The organism is Streptomyces himastatinicus ATCC 53653 (assembly GCF_000158915.1).
Lineage (GTDB): Bacteria > Actinomycetota > Actinomycetes > Streptomycetales > Streptomycetaceae > Streptomyces > Streptomyces himastatinicus.
The window spans coordinates 4,418,414-4,436,713 of sequence record NZ_GG657754.1; the positions used below are offsets into that span (position 1 = coordinate 4,418,414).

An 18,300-nucleotide genomic window follows, 5' to 3' on the forward strand; every position below is an offset into this window, starting at 1 on the left:
GTTCATGTGTTGGTGATACCGTCTGCGGACATGATGTCCACGCTCATCGACCGCTCCGCGCCGCCTACGGCGCGGCCCACCGCCGTGCCCCGTCGCCGTACCCGTGTGCTCGCCCTGCCGGAGGCCCGCTGGGCGCTGTCGGCGCTGCTGCTGTTCCTGGTCGCGCTGGCGGGGCAGCTGCTCGGTGCGCCCGACTGGCTGTGGGAGCCGCTGTACATCGCCGTGTACGTCACCGGGGGGTGGGAGCCGGGGCTGGAGGGGTTGAAGGCCCTCAAGGACAAGACGCTGGACGTGGATCTGCTGATGGTGGTCGCGGCGATCGGCGCGGCGGCCATCGGGCAGGTGCTGGACGGTGCGCTGCTGATCGTCATCTTCGCGACCTCCGGCGCCCTGGAGGCGGTCGCCACCGCGCGGACGGCCGACTCGGTGCGCGGGCTGCTGGACCTGGCGCCCGCGACCGCCACCCGGCTGCTGCCCGGCGGCGGCGAGGAGACGGTGGCCGCCGACGCGCTGGCGGTCGGGGACACGGTGCTGGTCCGGCCCGGGGAGCGGGTCGGGGCCGACGGGCGGGTGCTGGACGGGGCGAGCGAGGTCGACCAGGCCACCATCACGGGCGAGCCGCTGCCCGCCGCCAAGGCGCCCGGGGACGAGGTGTTCGCCGGGACGGTCAACGGGACCGGGGCGCTGCGGGTACGGGTCGAACGCGACCCGTCGGACTCGGTGATCGCCCGGATCGTCAAGATGGTTCAGGAGGCGTCGGAGACCAAGGCGCCCACGCAGTTGTTCATCGAGCGGGTCGAACAGCGGTACTCGCTGGTGATGGTGGCCGCCACGCTCGCCCTGTTCGCGGTCCCGCTCGCGCTCGGTGCCGCGCTTCAGCCGACGCTGCTGCGCGCGATGACCTTCATGATCGTCGCGTCCCCGTGCGCGGTCGTGCTGGCCACCATGCCGCCGCTGCTGTCCGCCATCGCGAACGCCGGACGCCATGGCGTGCTGGTGAAGTCGGCCGTCGTCATGGAGCGGCTTGGCCAGGTGGACGCCGTCGCCCTGGACAAGACCGGCACCCTCACCGAGGGCACGCCCCGGGTGACCGAGGTGCGTCCGCTGCCCGGTTCGGGGCTGGACGAGGACGCGGTGCTGCGGCTCGCGGCCGCGGCCGAGCGGCCGAGCGAACATCCGCTGGCCCGCGCCGTCGTGGACGCGGCGCGCGCCCGCGGGCTGTCGCTGCCGGACGCCGAGGGGTTCTCCTCCGCGCCCGGGCTCGGCGTCACCGCGACGGTGGAGGGGCGCGAGGTGCGGGTGGGGGCGCCCGCCCGGCTCCTGGGGGACGACTCGGCGGCGTACGAAGAGGTGGAGGCGGAGGGCCGTACCGCCGTCGTCGTCCTCGTGGACGGCAGCCCGGCCGGGGTGCTCGGCCTCGCCGACCGCCTCCGCCCCGGCGCGGCGGAGGCGGTCGGCGGCCTCACCGCGCTGACCGGCACCGCGCCGGTGCTGCTCACCGGCGACAACCGGCGCGCGGCCGACCGCCTCGCCGCCGAGACCGGCATCCACGACGTACGCGCCGGGCTGCTGCCGCAGGACAAGGTGACCGCCGTACGGGAGCTGGCCGACGCCGGGCGCCGTGTCATGGTCGTGGGCGACGGCGTCAACGACGCCCCCGCCCTGGCGGCCGCCCACACCGGCGTCGCCATGGGCCGGGCGGGCTCCGACCTGGCCCTGGAGACCGCCGACGCGGTCGTCGTACGGGACGAACTGGCCGCCCTGCCCGCCGTCGTACGGCTCTCCCGCACCGCCCGGCGGCTGGTCGTCCAGAACCTGGTCATCGCCGGAGTCTGCATCACCGCGCTGGTCGTCTGGGACCTGGCCGGGCAGCTGCCGCTGCCGCTCGGCGTCGCCGGGCACGAGGGCTCCACCGTCCTCGTCGGCCTCAACGGGCTGCGGCTGCTGCGCGAATCCGCCTGGACGAGCGCGCGAAAGGGCTCAGTCGCCGAGCACCGGTAGCAGCTCCGGAAGGTGGCCGTCCGAGGCGAGGGCCGCCTTCTGCCGCTCCTCCGATACGTCCCCGTACGTCGTCGTCCGGGGGCGGGCGGGGCGGCCAGCCAGGTCGGCGATGCCGATGAGGTCCTGGATGGAGCGGTACGAACCGTACGAGGAGCCCGCCATGCGGGAGATGGTCTCCTCCATGAGGGTGCCGCCCAGGTCGTTCGCGCCGGAGCGCAGCATCTCGGCCGCGCCCTCGGTGCCGAGCTTGACCCAGCTGGTCTGGATGTTGGGGATGTGGGGGTGGAGGAGGATGCGCGCCATGGCCGTCACCGCGCGGTTGTCGCGGGTGGTGGGGCCGGGGCGGGCGATACCGGCGAGGTAGACGGGGGCGTTGGTGTGGATGAAGGGGAGGGTGACGAACTCGGTGAAGCCGCCCGTCTCCTGCTGGATCTCCGCCAGCAGCCTCAGATGGCCCAGCCAGTGGCGCGGCTGGTCGACATGTCCGTACATCATGGTCGAGGACGAGCGGATGCCCAGCTCGTGCGCGGTCTTGATGACCTCCACCCAGGTCGCCGTCGGCAGCTTGCCCTTGGTGAGGATCCAGCGCACCTCGTCGTCCAGGATCTCGGCCGCGGTGCCGGGGATGGTGTCGAGGCCCGCCTCGCGCGCCGCGGTCAGCCACTCACGGATGGACATCCCGGTGCGGCTGGCGCCGTTGACGACCTCCATCGGGGAGAACGCGTGGACGTGCATCCCGGGGACGCGCTCCTTCACCGTCCTGGCGACGTCGAAGTACGCCGTACCGGGCAGGTCCGGATGGATGCCGCCCTGCATGCACACCTCCACCGCACCCACGTCCCACGCCTGCTGGGCGCGGTCGGCGACCTGGTTCATGGAGAGGGTGTACGCGTCGGCGTCGGTGCGGCGCTGTGCGAAGGCGCAGAAGCGGCAGCCGGTGTAGCAGACGTTGGTGAAGTTGATGTTGCGGGTGACGATGTACGTGACGTCGTCGCCGACCGCCGACCGCCGCAGGTCGTCGGCGATGCGGGTGAGGGCGTCCAGCGCGGGCCCGTCGGCGTGCAGGAGGGCCAGCGCCTCGGGGTCGGTGAGCCGGGTGGGGTCGTCGGCGGCCTGCGACAGGGCGGCCTTCACGTCCGCGTCGATACGGGACGGGACCATGCCGGGCGCTGCGGCCTCGCGCAGCGCCTCCCAGTCGCCGTACACCTCGTCGAAGTCGTCGCGCCGGTCGCCGGTGCGGCCCTCGGTGTCGATGGTGCGGTGCAGATCGGTGCGGCCGGAACCGGCGGTGGTGAACTCCTCGTCGGGCTCCTGCCAGGGCAGCCCGGCGGGCAGCGCGTCCGGGCGGGCGAGGCCCGTCTCCGGGTCGGCCAGCGCGCGCACGTGCGGCAGTAGCCGCGGGTCCAGCCACGGCTCTCCGCGCGTCACGAACTCGGGGTAGACCGCGAGCCGTTCGCGCAGTTCGAACCCGGCGGCGGCGGACCGCTCGGCCAGCTCGTCCACCTGGGGCCAGGGGCGCTCGGGGTTGACGTGGTCCGGGGTGAGCGGGGAGACGCCGCCCCAGTCGTCGACACCGGCGCCGATGAGCCGCTCGTACTCCGCGTCGACCAGGTTCGGCGGCGCCTGGATGCAGCCGGTCGGGCCCAGGATGTGCCGGGCGACCGCGACGGTGGCGACGAGGTCGTCCAGCTCGGCGTCCGGCATCCCGCGCATCGCCGTGTCCGGCTTGGCGCGGAAGTTCTGCACGATGACTTCCTGGATGCCGTGGTACGAGCGGGACACGCGGCGCAGCGCGAACAGCGACTCGGCGCGCTCCTCGTACGTCTCCCCGATGCCGATCAGCAGCCCGCTGGTGAACGGGACGGAGCTGCGGCCCGCGTCCTCCAGGACGCGCAGCCGGACGGCCGGTTCCTTGTCCGGCGAGCCGTAGTGCGGGCCGCCGGGCTCGCTCCACAGCCGCTCGGACGTGGTCTCCAGCATCATGCCCATGGAGGGCGCGACGGGCTTGAGCCGCTGGAAGTCCGTCCAGGTCATGACGCCGGGGTTGAGGTGCGGCAGCAGCCCGGTCTCCTCCAGGATGCGGATCGCCATGGCCCGTACGTACGCGATCGTGTCGCCGTACCCCTCGGCCTCCAGCCACTCCCGCGCCTCGGGCCAGCGGTCCTCGGGACGGTCGCCGAGCGTGATCAGCGCTTCCTTGCAGCCCATTTCGGCGCCGCGGCGGGCGATGTCCAGCACCTCGTCCGGCGACATGAACATCCCGTGGCCCTCGCGGCGCAGCTTGCCGGGAACGGTCGCGAACGTGCAGTAATGACACTTGTCGCGACACAGACGGGTCAGCGGGATGAAGACGCTGCGCGAGTAGGTGATGACCCCGGGGCGGCCCGCGGCCTCCAGACCGGCGTCCCGCACGCGCGCGGCCGAGGCGGCGAGGTCGCTCAGGTCGTCCCCGCGCGCCTGGAGCAGCACCGCCGCCTCGGCGGTGTCCAGCGCCACGCCCTCGCGGGCGCGCTTGAGCGCACGGCGCATCGCGTTGGCGGTGGGGGACTTCGGTTCGTTTCCCTGCGCGCTCGTGGTCATCCTCCGAGCATACGAGTGGTGTCCGACACCGCCAGACCGGCCGGGCCTGCGGTTTTGTGGGTCTGATCACGACAATTCGGCGCCGGTGCCGGGAATATTCATGCCGCCTACAGCCACCGCTCTACAGGTACTGGGCGGACTCATCGAGCGTGTGCAGGATCTCCGTCTCGTCCCCGGACGGAAGCTGCACGACGACCTCCTCGATGCCCAGGTCGGCGTAGTGGGCGAGCTTGCCGGGCGAGGGGCGCACCGCGTACGGCACCACCTCCAGCGCCGCCGGGTCCCGCCCCGCCTCGGCCCAGACGCGGCGCAGCGCCGGGAGGGACTCGCTGAGTCCCCCGCCGCCGATCGGCAGCCAGCCGTCGGCGTACGCGGCGATGTGCGCGAACAGCCGCGGCCCGGCCGCCCCGCCGATCAGGGTGCGCGGCCCGGTGAGCGGATCGCCGGACGGGCGCTCCCGGTTCACCGGTTTGGGGTACGCGAGGCTCGCCCGTACCGAGGCGTACGGGCCCTGATGGGCCGTGGGCTCCTCCGCCCACAGGGCGCGCATCAGCGCCATCCGGTCGCGGACCAGTTCGCGGCGGTCCGCCCAGACGGTGCCGTGGTCGGCGGCCTCCTCGACGTTCCAGCCGTAGCCGATGCCGAAGGTGAAGCGCCCGCCGGACAGGAAGTCGAGGGTGGCCACGCTCTTCGCGAGGACGACCGGGTCGTGCTGGGCCACCAGGCAGATGCCGGTGCCGAGCCCCAGCCGCTCGGTGACGGCGGCGGCCTGCCCGAGGGCCACGAACGGGTCGAGGGTGCGTCCGTACGGGCGCGGCAGCGGCTCGCCCATGGGGGCGGGGGTGTCGCGGCTGACCGGGATGTGGGTGTGCTCGGGCAGATACAGCCCGGCGAACCCGCGCTGCTCCAGCTCGCGCCCGAGCCAGGCGGGGCGGACGGTCTCGTCGGTCAGGAAGACGGTGGTCGCGATGCGCATGAAGGGGCCGCTCCTCCAGGTTGGCCGGTGTGGCTCGCGTATGTTCCCGCAGCGCCATGGAGTTATCCACAGGGCTTTCCGCGGATGTCATCCGCGCGTACAACGGTGTGACACGACGGCAGGTCGGACTTGTGGGGGCAGGCATGCAGCGACGGGACGTACTCAGACTCTCCGCGCTCGCGGGGGCAGCGGGGGCGCTCACGCTCGACCCGGTGTCCTTCGCGCAGGCCGACGAGGCGGGCCCCGGGGAGGATGTGGCCCGCACGATTTCCGGCCATCTCCCCACCGGCTCCCCGGACTTCGTCTATCTGCCGGTGGAGGTGCCGTCCGGGGTCCGCGAGATCGCCGTCTCCTACTCGTACGACAAGCCCACCGTGCCCTCCGGCACGCAGGGGAACGCGTGCGATATCGGCATCTTCGACGAGCGCGGTACGGAGCTGGGCGGGCGCGGCTTCCGCGGCTGGTCGGGCGGTGCCCGTACGGAGTTCGCGATCAGCGCCGCGGAGGCCACCCCCGGATACCTCGCCGGGCCCGTCCGGGCGGGCACCTGGCATGTCGTCCTCGGCCCCTACACGGTCGCCCCGCAGGGCCTGGACTACAAGGTCACCGTGACGCTGCGGTTCGGCGCCCCCGGCACCACCCCGAAGCCCGTTTACCCGCCGCAGCGGGCCAAGGGGCGCGGCCGGGCCTGGTACCGGGGCGACTCCCATCTCCACACCGTGCACTCCGACGGCAAGCGCACCCCGGCCGAGCTGGCCGCCGCCGCCCGCGCCGCCGGGCTCGACTTCATCACCACCACCGAGCACAACACCACCTCCTCCCACGGCGCGTTCGAGGGCCTGTGGGGCGACGACCTGCTGATCATCACCGGCGAGGAGATCACCACCCGGAACGGCCATGTGGTCGCCCTCGGCATCGCCCCGGGCACCTTCATCGACTGGCGCTACCGCGCCCGCGACAACCGCTTCGGCCAGTTCGCCCGCAAGATCCGCCAGGCGGGCGGCCTGGTGATCCCGGCCCATCCGCACGGCACCTGCGTCGGCTGCAACTGGAAGTTCGGCTTCAACGAGGCCGACGCGGTCGAGGTGTGGAACGCCGACTTCGGCCCGGACGACGAGGCGACCGTCCTGGAGTGGGACAACACCCTGGTCGCCGCCGCCCGCGGGGACGGCCGCTGGCTCCCCGCCGTCGGCAACAGCGACTCCCACCGCGAGCCCCAGCCCGTCGGCCTCCCCCAGACCGTCGTCCTCGCCGACGACCTCTCGCGCGCCGCCCTCCAGGACGGCATCCGCGCCGGTCGCTGCTGGATCGCCGAGTCCTCCGAGGTCGACCTCGCCTTCGAGGCGGTGGACGGCCGCGGCAAGCACGCCGGAATCGCCGACCGCCTGGCCGTCGCCCCCGATGCCCCGGTGACGGTCCGCCTGAAGGTCACCGGCGCGGGCGCGGGCCGCCAGGTCCGCTTCATCACCGACCAGGGCCCGCTGTACACCACCACCCTGCCCGCCTCCGGCTCCGGCACCGTGGAGTGGACGACCACGCCCTCGTACGCGGCCTACGTCCGCGCCGAGGTCCGCCATCCGGCGCCGGACGGGGGCGTGCCGGGCATACCGGGCCCGATGGTCGCCCTGACCAACCCGATCTGGCTCGGTAAGCGCTGACGGACCGGCCGTCTCAAGCGGTGGGTGCTTCGGCGAACTGGTTGGTGTCGAAGAGCTGGTTGATATGCCCGCCGAGTTCGGACCAGTGCTGTCCGGAGAGTTCGGCGGCGGCGCGGGCATCGCCGCTGGCGCAGACGTCGATCAGCTGGTCGTGGTGCTCGATGGTGTTGCGGCCGCCGAGCAGCGTGGAGAACTTGCGATAGAGGATGCGGTGGATCTGGGGGTGGACCTGTTCGACGATCCGGCTGAGCACGGGGTTGTCCGCGGCCGTGATGGGGACGGCGTGGAAGCGGTCGTCGGCGGCCAGGGCGGCCGTGGTGTCGTCACCGGCGACGGCGCGCTCGAAGTCCCGGTTGGCTTCGCGCATGCTCCGCAGGTCCTGCTCGGTCATGACCGGCACGGCGGTCTCGATGGCGAGCTGGTCGAGGGAGCGCAGGACGGCGAGGGTCTTCTCGGCGTCGCGGCGGTTGAGGGTGGTGATGCGGGTGTAGACCCCGGGCTTGGCCTCGACCAGTCCGATGTCGGCGAGCCTGGCGAGGGCCTCGCGCACCGGGGTGCGGCTGAGCCCGAGGCGCTCGGCCAGTTCGCTGTCCTTGACCTTCTCCCCCGGTACCAGTTCGCCGCGGACGATGGAGTCGCGCAGGCGGTCGAAGACCTCGTCACTGAGGAGGCGGCGGGAGACAGGGCTGTCGAGCGACATATTGCGTACGATACATCGCCGCGTTCGCGGTGCACCGGCCTTCCCCGCCCTGGTCCGTCATGCCCCGCATACCGACCGGGCGCGGTGGACGAGGGCCCCGGCCAGGATGGCGGCCGGATCGATGAGGGGGACGTCAACGGCGTCGGCGGGAAGCCCGAGGGGGATCTCGGTGCATCCCGCGATGATCGCCTCCGCGCCCCGGTCGGTCAGCCGCCGCGCGGCGCGGGCCAGGGACGCGGTCACCGCGGCGCCGCCGGTGCCCGCCTTCACGGCGCGGATGGCGGCCATGACCTCACGGTGCTGGTCGTCCTCGTCGGGGAGCACGAGGCGAATGCCGTAGCGGTCGAGCCACTCCTGGTACAGGCCCGCCCGAACGGTGCCGGTGGTGGCCAGCAGCCCCGCGGTACGGACGGCCGGTCGCACGGTGGTCAGGTGACGGGCCACTTCGCCGATCATGTGAATGATCGGCAGGCCGACGTGGTCGGCGATGCGGGGAACGAAGGCGTGGGCGGTGTTGCAGGGGATGGCGATGACGGTGGCGCCCGCCTCGCGCAGGACGCGGCTGCCGTTGAGGAGCCAGGGGGTGGGATCGGGGCCGTTGCCGAGGAGCGCCTCGGTGCGGTCGGGGATGGTGGGGTCGGACCAGATGACCGTCGTGAGGTGGTCCTGGTCGCTGCGGCCCGGGGTCATCGACACCAGCTTGGCGTAGAAGTCGGCGGTGGCCGCCGGTCCCATGCCGCCGAGGATGCCGATGACCTCCGTCGTGCCGCTCGGGCTGGTCACCGTGCGTCGTCCTTCTGGAGGGCCTGGGCGAACCGCGGTTCCGGGCCGGGGTCGTCGGTCTCACGGGGGTCGTCGTCGTGCGCGGTGGCGTCGGCGGTGGCCTCGTGCGGGCGGCCGTCCTTGGCCTCCCGGCGCTTCTCGGAGCTGTCCACGACGGCGGCGGCCAGCGCGTTGCCGATGACGTTCACACCGGTGCGGGCCATGTCGACGATGAAGTCCACGCCGAGGAGCAGGGCGATGCCCTCGGGGGGCAGCCCGATGCTGTTGCCCGCGGCGATGAGGACGACGACGGACGCGGACGCCACACCCGCCATGCCCTTGGAGAGGAGCACCAGCACGCCGACCATGACGAGCAGCGCGGGGAGGGAGGTGTCGGCTCCGTAGGCGTTGGCGATGAAGACCAGGCCCGCGGCCTGGTACAGGACGGAGCCGTCGGTGTTGAACGAGTAGCCGAGGGGCACGACGAACGAGGTCGTCGACCGGCTGAGCCCGAATGCCTCCAACTTGCCCATGAGGGGAGCCAGTACGGCTTCGGAACTGCGGGTGACGAAGGCGATCCCCGCCAGGTTGGCGATCGACTTCAGCAGCTGGACATAGCGGACGCGATAGATCGCGGCGATGAGGGGGAAGAGCACGCCGATCACGATGACCAGGCCCGCGTAGACGACGGCGATGAAGCCCACGAGGCTGCGCAGGTTGCCGAAGCCGTAGTGGGCGACGTCGTAGGAGAGGAAACCGAGCACGCCCAGCGGGGCGACGCGGATGACGTACCCGACGACCTTGAACATCACCGTGGCGACGGAGTCCAGCACCGAGGCGAAGGGGGCCGCCTTCTCGCCGATGGCCGCCATGGCCACGCCCACCAGCAGGGCGAAGACGATCGCGCCGAGCAGATTGCCCTCGCTGAAGGCGGCGAAGATGTTCTTCGGAACCGCGTGCAGGATCAGCTCGTGGAAGTTGATCCCCTGGTCCAGGCTCTCCAGGTCCTTGGGATCGGCGGCGCCGACGGGGGCGCCCTTGCCGATGCCGGTGGACTTCGCGAGGCCCACGGCGATCAGCAGGATGACGGTGGTGACCAGCTCGAAGTAGAGGATGGCCTTCCCCGCGATCCGGCCGACCTTCTTGACCGACTCCATGCGGGCGATACCCAGCACGATGAGCGGGAAGACCAGGGGCAGGACGACGACCTGCACCAGGTTGAGAAAGAGATCGCCGAGGATCTTCATCTGCTCGCCGACGGCCGGTGCGAGGGCTCCGATGAGGGCGCCGAGCCCGACGGCGATGATCGACTGCACGCCGATCGGCATCCGCAGACATCGCCGCAGAAGCCCCGGCCGGGGTTCGGAGGCCGCGTCTGTGCTGGTGGTTCGCGTAGGCGGTGCGTTCATCCGCGCTCCAATATATTGCGCTCTGCGTATTGGGCGGTAAGACTGCGCCCCAGGGCGACGGCCTGTCAAGGGGTGCAACCGGGCAACTTTCCCCGGGCTCCCGATTGACGGCGGCCGTCAATCGGGAGCCCGGGTGTCGGTCACGGCATGCACCATGGGCCCATGGGCGTGCACATCGACATCGCGGGACTGCGGCCGGAGATGATCACCGTTGCGATCTCGCCCCTGGCCGAACTCGGCATGGCGTTGCACGCGCTGTCCGAGCCGGAGCACCACCCGGGCCTGAAGGGCTGGGTCACGGGTGTCACCGCTCGGCTCGACCCGCATCTGGCCGACCGCATGTGCGAGGCGGACTTTCTGTGGCGGACGACGTTCTCCGACCTCTTCCTGCCGTTCGCGGGCGTCCCGGGCGGGGCCGTCCCGCCCGGTGAGACCCTCGCCGAAGAACTCGACCTGATCGACAAGCTGTCCGACGAGGAGTTCGTGGACGCGGCACTGGAGTTCACGTGCCCCCTGACCTACGGCACCCCCGGCCCCAGCCTGCTCGTCGACGCCGCGCTACGTCACCGGGCCCTGGAGCTGGCCGCCGCGCGCGGCCCGCACCAGGCCCGCTTCACCGAGCGACTGCTGAACGACCCACCGCGGATCCGGACCTGGCTGCGGCAGTTCCTCCAGGACTGCGACGCGGCCTTCTACGCGGACACCTGGTCACGGCTGCGCCATCAACTCGCCGCGGACGCCCGGCACAAGACGGAGCTGCTGCGCCGCAAGGGCCTGTCCGAGGCACTGGCCGCCGTGTCCCCAGCGGTGACCCTCGACGGGGCCGCCGGGCGAATCACCGTCGACAAGTTCTGCGCGGGCCCCGGGACCTCGGCGGACAGCGGTCTGCTGCTCGTACCGACGAGCCTGGGCTGGCCGCACCTGATGGTCCTGCAACGCCACGGGTGGCAGCCGGTGCTGCACTACCCGGCGAACTCCCCGGAACTCGTCGCCCCGCCCTCGGTGGAACAGCTGGCCCTGCGGATGGCCGCGCTGTCCCACCCGGTGCGCATGCAGCTGTGCCGCAGCCTGGCCCGCAGCGCGTTCACCACCAGCGAGCTGGCCCAGGCCCACGGCATGACCGCTCCGGAGATATCCCGCCACGTGAGCACGCTGAAGAAGGCGGGCCTGATCACCACCCGGCGCCGGGGCCGGTACGTCTACCACCAGCTCGACGTACGGGTGGTGGCCCGGCTGAGCGGCGACTTCCTGGAGGGAATCCTGCGCTAGGAACTTCGCTAGCCCCAGGTGAGCGGGTCGAGGTGGAGGTAGAACCGCTCCCGGTCGCGGTCGAGGACGGTGCCGTAGCGGTGGGCGAACCGGTCCTCCGCCGCGGTCGCCTGCCGTTCGTCGGGCCAGGTCTCCCGGGCCGTGGCCAGCAGAAGGGCGATGTCGGCGTAGGGGTCGGCGCGACCGAGGCGGCCGAGGTCGATGAAGCCCGCGACGGTCAGGGTCGTCGGGTCGAGGACGATATTGGGCAGGCACAGGTCCCCGTGGCAGACGACCGCCTCGGCGGCCTCCTGCGCCAGCCGGGCCTCGATCTGCGGGGCAAGGCGGGCGAGCAGCTCCTCGGGAGGGGTGCCCTGCTGGTCGACGGGGAGGAACTCCGGGTTGACCGCGCCCCGCGCCACGACCTCGCGCGCGGTGGCGAACATCTGTGAGAGGTCGCGGCTGAAGGGGCAGGCCCGGGGCGGCAGATCGTGCAGTTGTCGTACAGAGTCGGCGATCGGCTCCCACGCCGCCCGGAGCGTGGCGGCCGGGACACGGTCCGCGGGGACACCCGCCACGGCGCCGGTCACCAGGCAGCCGCCCGCGTCGGTGACGCGCCAGTCGAGCACCCGCGCGCCGGGAACGCCCTGCGCGTGCAGCCACTCCACCCGGTCCCGCTCCGCCTCCAGCGCGGCCACCTGGTGCGCGGGTACGCACTTCCCGTACCGCGAACCGTCCGCGGAGCGGAAGACGGCGGCCCCGGACTCACCGGCGGTCACGGGCTCCCAGCCGCCGCCATGGTCCGGGGGCAGCAGGGTGCGCAGTGCCTTGGTATCGGTCACGGCACCAGCCTAGGAGCGGGCCGCGTGCCAGCGGACCCGCGCGGCGACCGGCAGATGGTCGCTGCCGGTGGCGGGCAGGGTGCGGATGTGGCCGACGGCCGCCGAGCGGGCCATGACCTGGTCGATCCGGGCCAGCGGGAACCCGGCGGGAAAGCTGAAGGCGAAGCCCCGCTCCGCCACGTTCAGCCGGGAGGTCAGCGGGTCCAGCCCGCGGTCGTCGACCGTGCCGTTGAGGTCTCCCATCAGGATCACCGGCTTCCGCTTCTCGGCGGCGATGGCCTCGCCCAGCAGCCCGGCGCTCTCGTCACGCCAGGACGACGCGAGGCCGCTCGCCCCGACGCGGACCGACGGCAGGTGCGCGACGTACGCCGCGACCTCGCCCCGCGGCGTCCGGACGACGGCCCGCAGTCCACGGCTCCAGGACTCCGTGATCCCCCGGGGCTTGATGTCCAACAGCCGGGCCTCGGCGAGCGGATGCTTCGACCAGAGCCCGACGGTGCCCCGCACGGCGTGGTACGGGTAGTCCGGGGCGAGGGTCTTCTCGTAGACCGGCAGCGCCGCGGGCACCAGCTCCTCCAGCGCGACGAGATCGGGCGAGGCCCCGGCCAGGGCGCGGGCCGTACCCGCCGGGTCGGCGTTCTCGTCGCTGACGTTGTGCTGCACCACGACCAGATCATGCGCGCCCGTCGTCGCCCCGGGCAGGAACAGCCCGCCGAAGTGGTACGCCCAGGCCGCCACCGGCAGCAGCAACGCCAACAGCGCGGTGGCCGAACGGCGCAGCAGCGCCAGGCCCAGCAGGACGACGACCACCAGGCCGAGCCAGGGCAGGAAGGCTTCCAGCAGACTGCCCACGCGCCCCACGGAGTTGGGCACCGCCCGGTGGAAGACCAGCAGCCCGGCCGTCAGCACCGCCAGCGCGGCGAGGACCCGCCCCCGGGTCCAGACGGACCCTTTGGCGTCCGCGCCCCAGCGCCCCGCCCAGCGGCGCATCGCCGCCGTCACCGTCGACGCCACACCGCTGCCCGGCCGCTCCACCACCACGTCCCATCCGCTCGAGTCCACCCCACAAGACGGGCCACCGGGCGCATCGGTTTCCGGCTCGGGCGGCGGAGTCGTGGTGTCGGCGGCGTGTCGGGGACTGTCGGTCAGCGAAGACGGTCTCGGGTTCGGCTACCCGCTGCGCATCGCGGGCGAGTGGGGCCTCCGGCATACGGACGGTCCGTGACCCCATGGGCTGGCACACGCTGGACCCGGAGGGAAACGTGATCCCCGTGGAGAAGTTCGAAGCGGGTTACGACCGCCTGCTCGCACCCCTCGCCGAGGCGGGCACGCAGCTGATCCTCATCGAGCCGTTCCTGAAGGAGCGACAGGAATGGCACACCGACCTGGACCCGAAGATCCAGGCCGTGCGCAAGCTCGCCCGCACGTACGGCGCGCAGCTGCTGACCGCGACGGCCGGGCCGGAGCACTGGTCCGCGGAACGGCGTCCACCCGACCCCGGCCGGTCACGCCGCGCTCGCGGCGGCGTGGCTGCGCCTGGTCGCCTGACGAGGGCCGTCAGACTGGGGCGATACGGCCCTTGAGCAGGCAGAACTCATTGCCCTCGGGATCGGCGAGGACGTGCCAGGACTCCTCGCCGGTCTGACCGATGTCGGCGCGTACGGCCCCGGCGGCCAGGAGGCGTTCGAGCTCGGCGTCCTGATCGCGGTCGGTGGCGTTGACGTCGATGTGCAGCTTGAGCTGCCCCTTCTGCGGCGCGTCGTGGCGGATGAGGACGAGCGTCGGCTGCGGGCCGCCGAACCCTTCACGCGGTCCGAGCTCGATGACGTCCTCTTCGCGGCCGAGCTCGACGTAGTCCAGGACCTCGCACCAGAACCGCGCCAGCACCTCGGGGTCGTGGCAATGGAGCACGAGTTCACTGATACGGCATGCCATGGACGAGACCTACTCTCCGCGTCGAACTGCCGGGGCGGTCGCCACCGTAGCGGGCGGGGCGAGCGGCGGCGAGGCAATTTCAGGCTCCCGCCCAGCCCCATCTGCCGGGGCTGTGCCCGATGTTGTCGCCCGCGCCATGTCAACCGCCGCCGAGCGGTCAGTAGCGGACCTTGCCGTAGTCCACCGGCTGCTCGGGATACGTGGCGGCCCGGCGGGCAAGGCCCCGCATGCGGGTCCTCATCTCGTCGGCGGGGAGGCGGTGGAAGCTGCCGTGGCCGGGGAGGACCCATTCGAAGGTCAGGTCTTCGGCGCCGCGTGCCACGGATGCGGCCAGTGTGGTGATCGAGTCGTAGACGACGCTGTCGGCGACCTCCAGGTCCTGTTGGGACTGGGACCAGAAGAACGCGTCGCCGCTGAAGCAGAACGTGTCGTCCGCGACGAAGACCGTGCTGCCCGCCGTGTGGCCGGGGAAGGGGTGGGCGATCACGCCCGGGCCGATCTCGACGGGGTCCCGGCCGCGGATGACGGAGTCGGCGTCGGGCCGGGAGTGGAGGTCGCCCTCGTGGATCCACAGCCGTGCGCCGAACGCGTCGGCGTACTGGCGGCCGTGGGCCACGTGGTCGAGGTGGGTGAGGAGCACGTCGGTGATCTTCCCGGCCTTCTCCTCGTAGCGCCGGGCGAGGGCGGGCCGCCAGTGCGGCGTGTCGATCATCATCGCGGTGGAGTCGGGGCGGCGCAGCAGGTAGGAGGTGGCGCCGTAGGTCTTCGGTGCGGCGTGCCCGCACAACAGGACGGTTCCGGCCTCGTCCAGGGGCATGGGGTACGGGTCCGAGCCCGGCCGCCAGTCGTTGGCAGGCGGGTGCACGGAACGGGTCGGGCAGGCGTGGGCGGCCATGTAGAGCTGCCGGACCTCGTCCTCGGTCCCGGGCTGGCGCAGGACGGTCGAGCTGCCGCCGTAAGGGCCGCCGGGGCTGTAGCCGATGAGGCCGGGGGCGTACTGGCGGGCGAGATTGCAGTTCAGGCAGCGGTCATCGACGTACCAGCCAGGCGTGTGGTCGGTCCGGGTCGTGCTCATGAATCCCCTCCTGAGGGGTCAGCACACCCACGTCGTCGGGGGGACGGCCGGTCCGAGGCGCGGGTATGACGCTGGTGCGAATCAGGTCATGGAAGGCGCGACGGAAGGCGATGCGACGGACGACGTTTCCGTGGTGAAGCCTAAGGGACAGAGGCCCCGTGGGTGATCGGATCGTTATCATCGCGCCCCGGATCGGCCTACGATCACGCGAGTGCCGAGGAGGACGCCGTGACGACGACGGTGACCGTGGACTTCTGGTTCGACCCGGCCTGCCCCTACACCTGGCTCACCTCGCGGTGGGTGGTGGAGGCGGCCACGGTCCGGCCCCTGGACGTGCGCTGGCGCGTCATGAGCCTGGCGGTGCTCAACGAGGGCCGGGACGACGACCCCGAAGGGGACCCCGAGGGCTATCTGTGGATGCCCGTCCGCATCTGCGCCGCCGTCCTGCGGCAGTACGGGCAGGAAGCGCTGGGCGCGTTCTACGCCGCCCTCTGGGCCGACCGCGGCGACGACGGCGCCCAGCAGTGGATCAACGATCCCGAGGTGGCGCTGGCCGACGCCGGGCTGCTCCCGGAGCTTGCCGGGGCGGCGTTCAGCGGCGACTACGACGACGCGGTGCGCGCTTCCCACGCCGAGGGCATCGCCGTCCTCGGCCCCCATGTCGGCACTCCGGTCGTCGCCGTCCCGGACCCGCGCGGTGACGACGGTGCGCGGATCGCCTTCTTCGGGCCGGTGATGTCCCGGGTCCCCCGGGGCGAGGAGGCCGGACGGCTATGGGACGCCACCCTGGTGGTGGCGGGCGCCCCCGGCTTCCACGAACTCAAGGGCGCACCGGCCGACCCGTCCCCCGATGTGAGGGGCTGGACCGGTCGGCCGTGAAGCGGCCGCCGTCCGCCACGTGGTTACTCCGGTCGCTCGATCCACTCGCTGCCGCCCAGCGGGTAGTCGTAGCCGGGGCGCCCGGCGTTGGCACTGGTGCGGAACGGGGTGCCGTTGTTGTCGATGTGCACGGTGCCGCGGCGGTCGCCGCTGGACCATGTCAGAGCGAGGTCCCAGCGGACGTCATGCGCCTTGGTGCGGGCGGTGAGGTAGAAGACCTCCGGGTCGGACTCGCTGACCTTGTACGGGAAGTCGCGCTGACCGTTCTTGACGGTGACGGTGGGGCTGCCGTCGTCGAGGTCGGCGTCGAACGACTTGGTGCCGACGCCACCGCCGCAGCCGACGCCCATCGAGTAGTCGTTCCAGGCGAGCGGGGCGCCCTTCGCGACGACGCGTAGGTGCAGCGCCTCCAGGACGACGGTGTCCTTGCCCGTGCCCTGCACGGTGAGGGCGATGCGCTGCTCCCCCGAGGAGACCGCGCCGTTCGCGGCCGCCCAGCGGGGGGCGTCCTGTTCGGAGGCGGGCGGGCCGACCTGTTCGGGTTCGGCGTCGACGAGGAAGTGCTGGCTGCACGGGTCCTCGTAGGTGTAGGGGCGGGTGGCGACGTTGAGCGGTACGCCGCCGGTGCGTGCACGCTCGTCGGCGTCCGCGCCGTCATCGCCGCGGGCGGCGGGCTTCGACGCCCGGGCGGAGGGTTCGCCGGGCTTCGCGCTCCGGGACGGAGCTGGGGAGGAGGGCGAGGAGGCCGACGCGGAGGGGCGCTTTTCGTCCGCCCGGACCGTGGTGGCGGGTGCGGTGGTCGGGACGGTGACATCGCCGGCCCACCGGGATTCGGCGTCGTCCCCGGAGGACGGCAGGTTCACGGCGAGCACGAGGGCTCCCAGCACGGCGGCCGTCGCGACGGAGGCGATGAGCGCGGTACGGCGCCGATGGGACGGCGAGGGAGCGGATGGGGCTGTGCCGCCGACGACCGGTTCATCGCTCACCGGTTCACTTCCGCCGGGTTCGGCGGCGGACGCCGGTTCGGCGGGCTCGGCCGGTTCGGCGGCGGGCGCCGGTTCGACGGGTTCGGCGTCCACGGGCGACGGCTCGGGCGGGCTGTCGTCCGGGGTGGCGGCGGGCGCCGGTTCCTCGGGCCCCGCCGCCTTACGGCCCCGCGCCGCGTCCGCCAGGATCCACCGCCGGTGCAGCTCGACCAGTTCCTCGGGGGTCGCCCGGCACACCCGGGCGAGCCGCTCCGCCGGTGCGTAGTCGGGTGGCACCGCGCTGCCGTTGCAGTAGCGGTGCAGCGAAGACGTGCTCATGTGTAATCGCTTGGCGAGCGCCCCGTAGCTCAGCCCCGAGCGTTCCTTGAGTCCCCGCAGCAGCTCCGCGAACGCCTCCGCGGCGGTCCCGGTCGCCCCTGTTGCCCCTGACACCCGTTCCTCCCCATCCCTGTGCGGCCCGGCGCGTCCCATTCCCGCGTCCCAAGCCCCTTGTGTTCCCCCTGGTCACAGCCCGTTTTCGCGTTCCAGTGTCCCAAACTGCCCGGCATTCCTGGCGGTTGGGACGGATCACCCCACAAGCTCCGGTCATCCAAGCACCACACCGACCGCACCACCGAGAGGACTCCCCCACATGTCGCACAACCGGAACTCGCGCACGCGTCTCCTGACCGCCGCCGCGACCGTCGCGGCCGCCGCGCTCTCGCTGACCGCGTACAGCACCGGGGCGACCGCCCACGCCGAGGGCGCGCGGGCCGCGGGGGCGGCGAAGGCCAAGGCCGCCGTCACCTGCCAGGGTTCCAACACCAAGACGGTCGCGGCTCCCGTGAGCCGCCCGGTGAACCACATGATGCTGACGGTCACCAACACCGGCAGCGTCCCCTGCAACCTGTACCACTACCCGGCGGTGCAGTTCGGCGAGGCCCAGTCGGTGCCGCCGGTCATCGAGGCATCGAAGCCGCAGGCCGTCGTCACGCTCGCTCCGAAGGAGTCCGGCTACGCCTCCGTGAACCTGTCGGCCGCCGACGGCAGCGGTTCGAACGGCCACACCGAGAAGTCGCTCACCGTCTGGTTCCAGGGCCGCACCGCCGACGAGGACGTCCCGGCGGCCGCCCACCCGTCACTGCCCGCCAAGGGCGTCTACATCGACGACTCCATCAAGGTCACCTACTGGCAGTCGACGTTCGAGGACGCCATCATCTGGTGACACCACCGATCACGACGCGGGGCAGCCGGACCTGGCCGGCTGCCC

At 72.5% G+C, this 18,300-nt stretch carries 16 protein-coding genes; 6 read left to right on the forward strand and 10 right to left on the reverse strand.

What is annotated here, in order from left to right; genetic code table 11:
• Positions 1–30 precede the first annotated feature (30 nt).
• Positions 31–2,001: a heavy metal translocating P-type ATPase gene (locus SSOG_RS18230; protein WP_039941334.1), complete on the forward strand. Its 1,971-nt coding sequence runs from the start codon at positions 31–33 to the stop codon at positions 1,999–2,001.
• On the opposite strand, the gene SSOG_RS18235 is transcribed toward SSOG_RS18230, so the two are convergent.
• Positions 1,981–4,581 carry a bifunctional FO biosynthesis protein CofGH gene (locus tag SSOG_RS18235; protein ID WP_009715720.1) on the reverse strand — a complete coding sequence of 867 codons (2,601 nt, stop codon included), beginning with the start codon at positions 4,579–4,581 and terminating at the stop codon, positions 1,981–1,983. The two genes, SSOG_RS18230 and SSOG_RS18235, sit on opposite strands and share 21 nt — an antisense overlap.
• Before the next feature lie 121 nt (positions 4,582–4,702).
• Positions 4,703–5,557, reverse strand: a complete 855-nt coding sequence (locus tag SSOG_RS18240) for an LLM class F420-dependent oxidoreductase (RefSeq protein ID WP_009715721.1) — start codon at positions 5,555–5,557, stop codon at positions 4,703–4,705.
• 143 nt (positions 5,558–5,700) lie between these two features.
• Here SSOG_RS18240 and SSOG_RS18245 point away from each other — a divergent pair, with 143 nt between their 5' ends.
• Positions 5,701–7,215, forward strand: coding sequence for a CehA/McbA family metallohydrolase (locus SSOG_RS18245; RefSeq protein ID WP_009715722.1), 1,515 nt, complete (start codon positions 5,701–5,703; stop codon positions 7,213–7,215).
• A gap of 13 nt (positions 7,216–7,228) precedes the next feature.
• Here SSOG_RS18245 and SSOG_RS18250 read toward each other — a convergent pair whose 3' ends face one another.
• From SSOG_RS18250 to SSOG_RS18260, 3 genes are read right to left on the reverse strand one after another with little or no spacing between them, the layout of a single operon-like run.
• Positions 7,229–7,915, reverse strand: a complete 687-nt coding sequence (locus tag SSOG_RS18250; RefSeq protein ID WP_009715723.1) for a GntR family transcriptional regulator — start codon at positions 7,913–7,915, stop codon at positions 7,229–7,231.
• A gap of 57 nt (positions 7,916–7,972) precedes the next feature.
• A complete protein-coding gene (gene cuyB / locus SSOG_RS18255) occupies positions 7,973–8,698 on the reverse strand; it encodes a cysteate racemase (RefSeq protein ID WP_009715724.1) in 726 nt (241 codons plus the stop codon).
• Positions 8,695–10,086 carry a dicarboxylate/amino acid:cation symporter gene (locus tag SSOG_RS18260; protein WP_245606325.1) on the reverse strand — a complete coding sequence of 464 codons (1,392 nt, stop codon included), beginning with the start codon at positions 10,084–10,086 and terminating at the stop codon, positions 8,695–8,697. Before SSOG_RS18260 ends, cuyB begins: the two co-directional genes overlap by 4 nt.
• A gap of 162 nt (positions 10,087–10,248) precedes the next feature.
• On the opposite strand from SSOG_RS18260, the gene SSOG_RS18265 reads away from it, so the two are divergent.
• The gene (locus SSOG_RS18265; RefSeq protein WP_009715726.1) at positions 10,249–11,355 is read left to right on the forward strand and encodes a DUF5937 family protein; all 1,107 of its coding nucleotides are present in this window, start codon (positions 10,249–10,251) and stop codon (positions 11,353–11,355) included.
• Between the two features lie 8 nt (positions 11,356–11,363).
• Here SSOG_RS18265 and SSOG_RS18270 read toward each other — a convergent pair whose 3' ends face one another.
• Both SSOG_RS18270 and SSOG_RS18275 read right to left on the reverse strand, forming a co-directional pair.
• The gene (locus SSOG_RS18270) at positions 11,364–12,176 is read right to left on the reverse strand and encodes an APH(3'') family aminoglycoside O-phosphotransferase (RefSeq protein WP_009715727.1); all 813 of its coding nucleotides are present in this window, start codon (positions 12,174–12,176) and stop codon (positions 11,364–11,366) included.
• A gap of 9 nt (positions 12,177–12,185) precedes the next feature.
• Positions 12,186–13,166 carry an endonuclease/exonuclease/phosphatase family protein gene (locus SSOG_RS18275; protein WP_110092150.1) on the reverse strand — a complete coding sequence of 327 codons (981 nt, stop codon included), beginning with the start codon at positions 13,164–13,166 and terminating at the stop codon, positions 12,186–12,188.
• Between the two features lie 239 nt (positions 13,167–13,405).
• On the opposite strand from SSOG_RS18275, the gene SSOG_RS18280 reads away from it, so the two are divergent.
• Positions 13,406–13,759: an SGNH/GDSL hydrolase family protein gene (locus SSOG_RS18280; RefSeq protein WP_009715730.1), complete on the forward strand. Its 354-nt coding sequence runs from the start codon at positions 13,406–13,408 to the stop codon at positions 13,757–13,759.
• Here SSOG_RS18280 and SSOG_RS18285 read toward each other — a convergent pair.
• A complete protein-coding gene (locus SSOG_RS18285; RefSeq protein ID WP_009715731.1) occupies positions 13,734–14,111 on the reverse strand; it encodes a VOC family protein in 378 nt (125 codons plus the stop codon). The genes SSOG_RS18280 and SSOG_RS18285 overlap by 26 nt on opposite strands.
• A 157-nt stretch (positions 14,112–14,268) precedes the next feature.
• Positions 14,269–15,186 (reverse strand): 4Fe-4S domain-containing protein, encoded by a 918-nt coding sequence (locus SSOG_RS18290; protein ID WP_009715732.1) that lies wholly within the window; start codon positions 15,184–15,186, stop codon positions 14,269–14,271.
• A 228-nt stretch (positions 15,187–15,414) separates the two neighbouring features.
• Between SSOG_RS18290 and SSOG_RS18295 the strand changes: the two genes are divergently transcribed.
• Entirely contained in the window at positions 15,415–16,065 is a 651-nt protein-coding gene (locus SSOG_RS18295; RefSeq protein ID WP_009715733.1) for a mycothiol-dependent nitroreductase Rv2466c family protein, read from the forward strand.
• 23 nt (positions 16,066–16,088) lie between these two features.
• On the opposite strand, the gene SSOG_RS18300 is transcribed toward SSOG_RS18295, so the two are convergent.
• Positions 16,089–17,483 carry a helix-turn-helix domain-containing protein gene (locus tag SSOG_RS18300; protein ID WP_009715734.1) on the reverse strand — a complete coding sequence of 465 codons (1,395 nt, stop codon included), beginning with the start codon at positions 17,481–17,483 and terminating at the stop codon, positions 16,089–16,091.
• Positions 17,484–17,682: 199 nt separating this feature from the next.
• Between SSOG_RS18300 and SSOG_RS18305 the strand changes: the two genes are divergently transcribed.
• Positions 17,683–18,255, forward strand: a complete 573-nt coding sequence (locus SSOG_RS18305) for a DUF4232 domain-containing protein (RefSeq protein WP_009715735.1) — start codon at positions 17,683–17,685, stop codon at positions 18,253–18,255.
• Positions 18,256–18,300: the final 45 nt, after the last annotated feature.

What these genes read in the sequence shown, in the direction of transcription:
- SSOG_RS18260 (WP_245606325.1), bottom strand. Translation starts at nt 10,086, where the DNA reads ATGAACGCACCGCCTACGCGAACCACCAGCACAGACGCGGCCTCCGAA.
- SSOG_RS18245 (WP_009715722.1), top strand. Translation starts at nt 5,701, where the DNA reads ATGCAGCGACGGGACGTACTCAGACTCTCCGCGCTCGCGGGGGCAGCG.
- SSOG_RS18290 (WP_009715732.1), bottom strand. Translation starts at nt 15,186, where the DNA reads ATGAGCACGACCCGGACCGACCACACGCCTGGCTGGTACGTCGATGAC.
- SSOG_RS18275 (WP_110092150.1), bottom strand. Translation starts at nt 13,166, where the DNA reads ATGCGCCGCTGGGCGGGGCGCTGGGGCGCGGACGCCAAAGGGTCCGTC.
- SSOG_RS18230 (WP_039941334.1), top strand. Translation starts at nt 31, where the DNA reads ATGATGTCCACGCTCATCGACCGCTCCGCGCCGCCTACGGCGCGGCCC.
- SSOG_RS18285 (WP_009715731.1), bottom strand. Translation starts at nt 14,111, where the DNA reads ATGGCATGCCGTATCAGTGAACTCGTGCTCCATTGCCACGACCCCGAG.
- SSOG_RS18250 (WP_009715723.1), bottom strand. Translation starts at nt 7,915, where the DNA reads ATGTCGCTCGACAGCCCTGTCTCCCGCCGCCTCCTCAGTGACGAGGTC.
- SSOG_RS18280 (WP_009715730.1), top strand. Translation starts at nt 13,406, where the DNA reads ATGGGCTGGCACACGCTGGACCCGGAGGGAAACGTGATCCCCGTGGAG.
- SSOG_RS18265 (WP_009715726.1), top strand. Translation starts at nt 10,249, where the DNA reads ATGGGCGTGCACATCGACATCGCGGGACTGCGGCCGGAGATGATCACC.
- SSOG_RS18240 (WP_009715721.1), bottom strand. Translation starts at nt 5,557, where the DNA reads ATGCGCATCGCGACCACCGTCTTCCTGACCGACGAGACCGTCCGCCCC.
- SSOG_RS18235 (WP_009715720.1), bottom strand. Translation starts at nt 4,581, where the DNA reads ATGACCACGAGCGCGCAGGGAAACGAACCGAAGTCCCCCACCGCCAAC.
- SSOG_RS18305 (WP_009715735.1), top strand. Translation starts at nt 17,683, where the DNA reads ATGTCGCACAACCGGAACTCGCGCACGCGTCTCCTGACCGCCGCCGCG.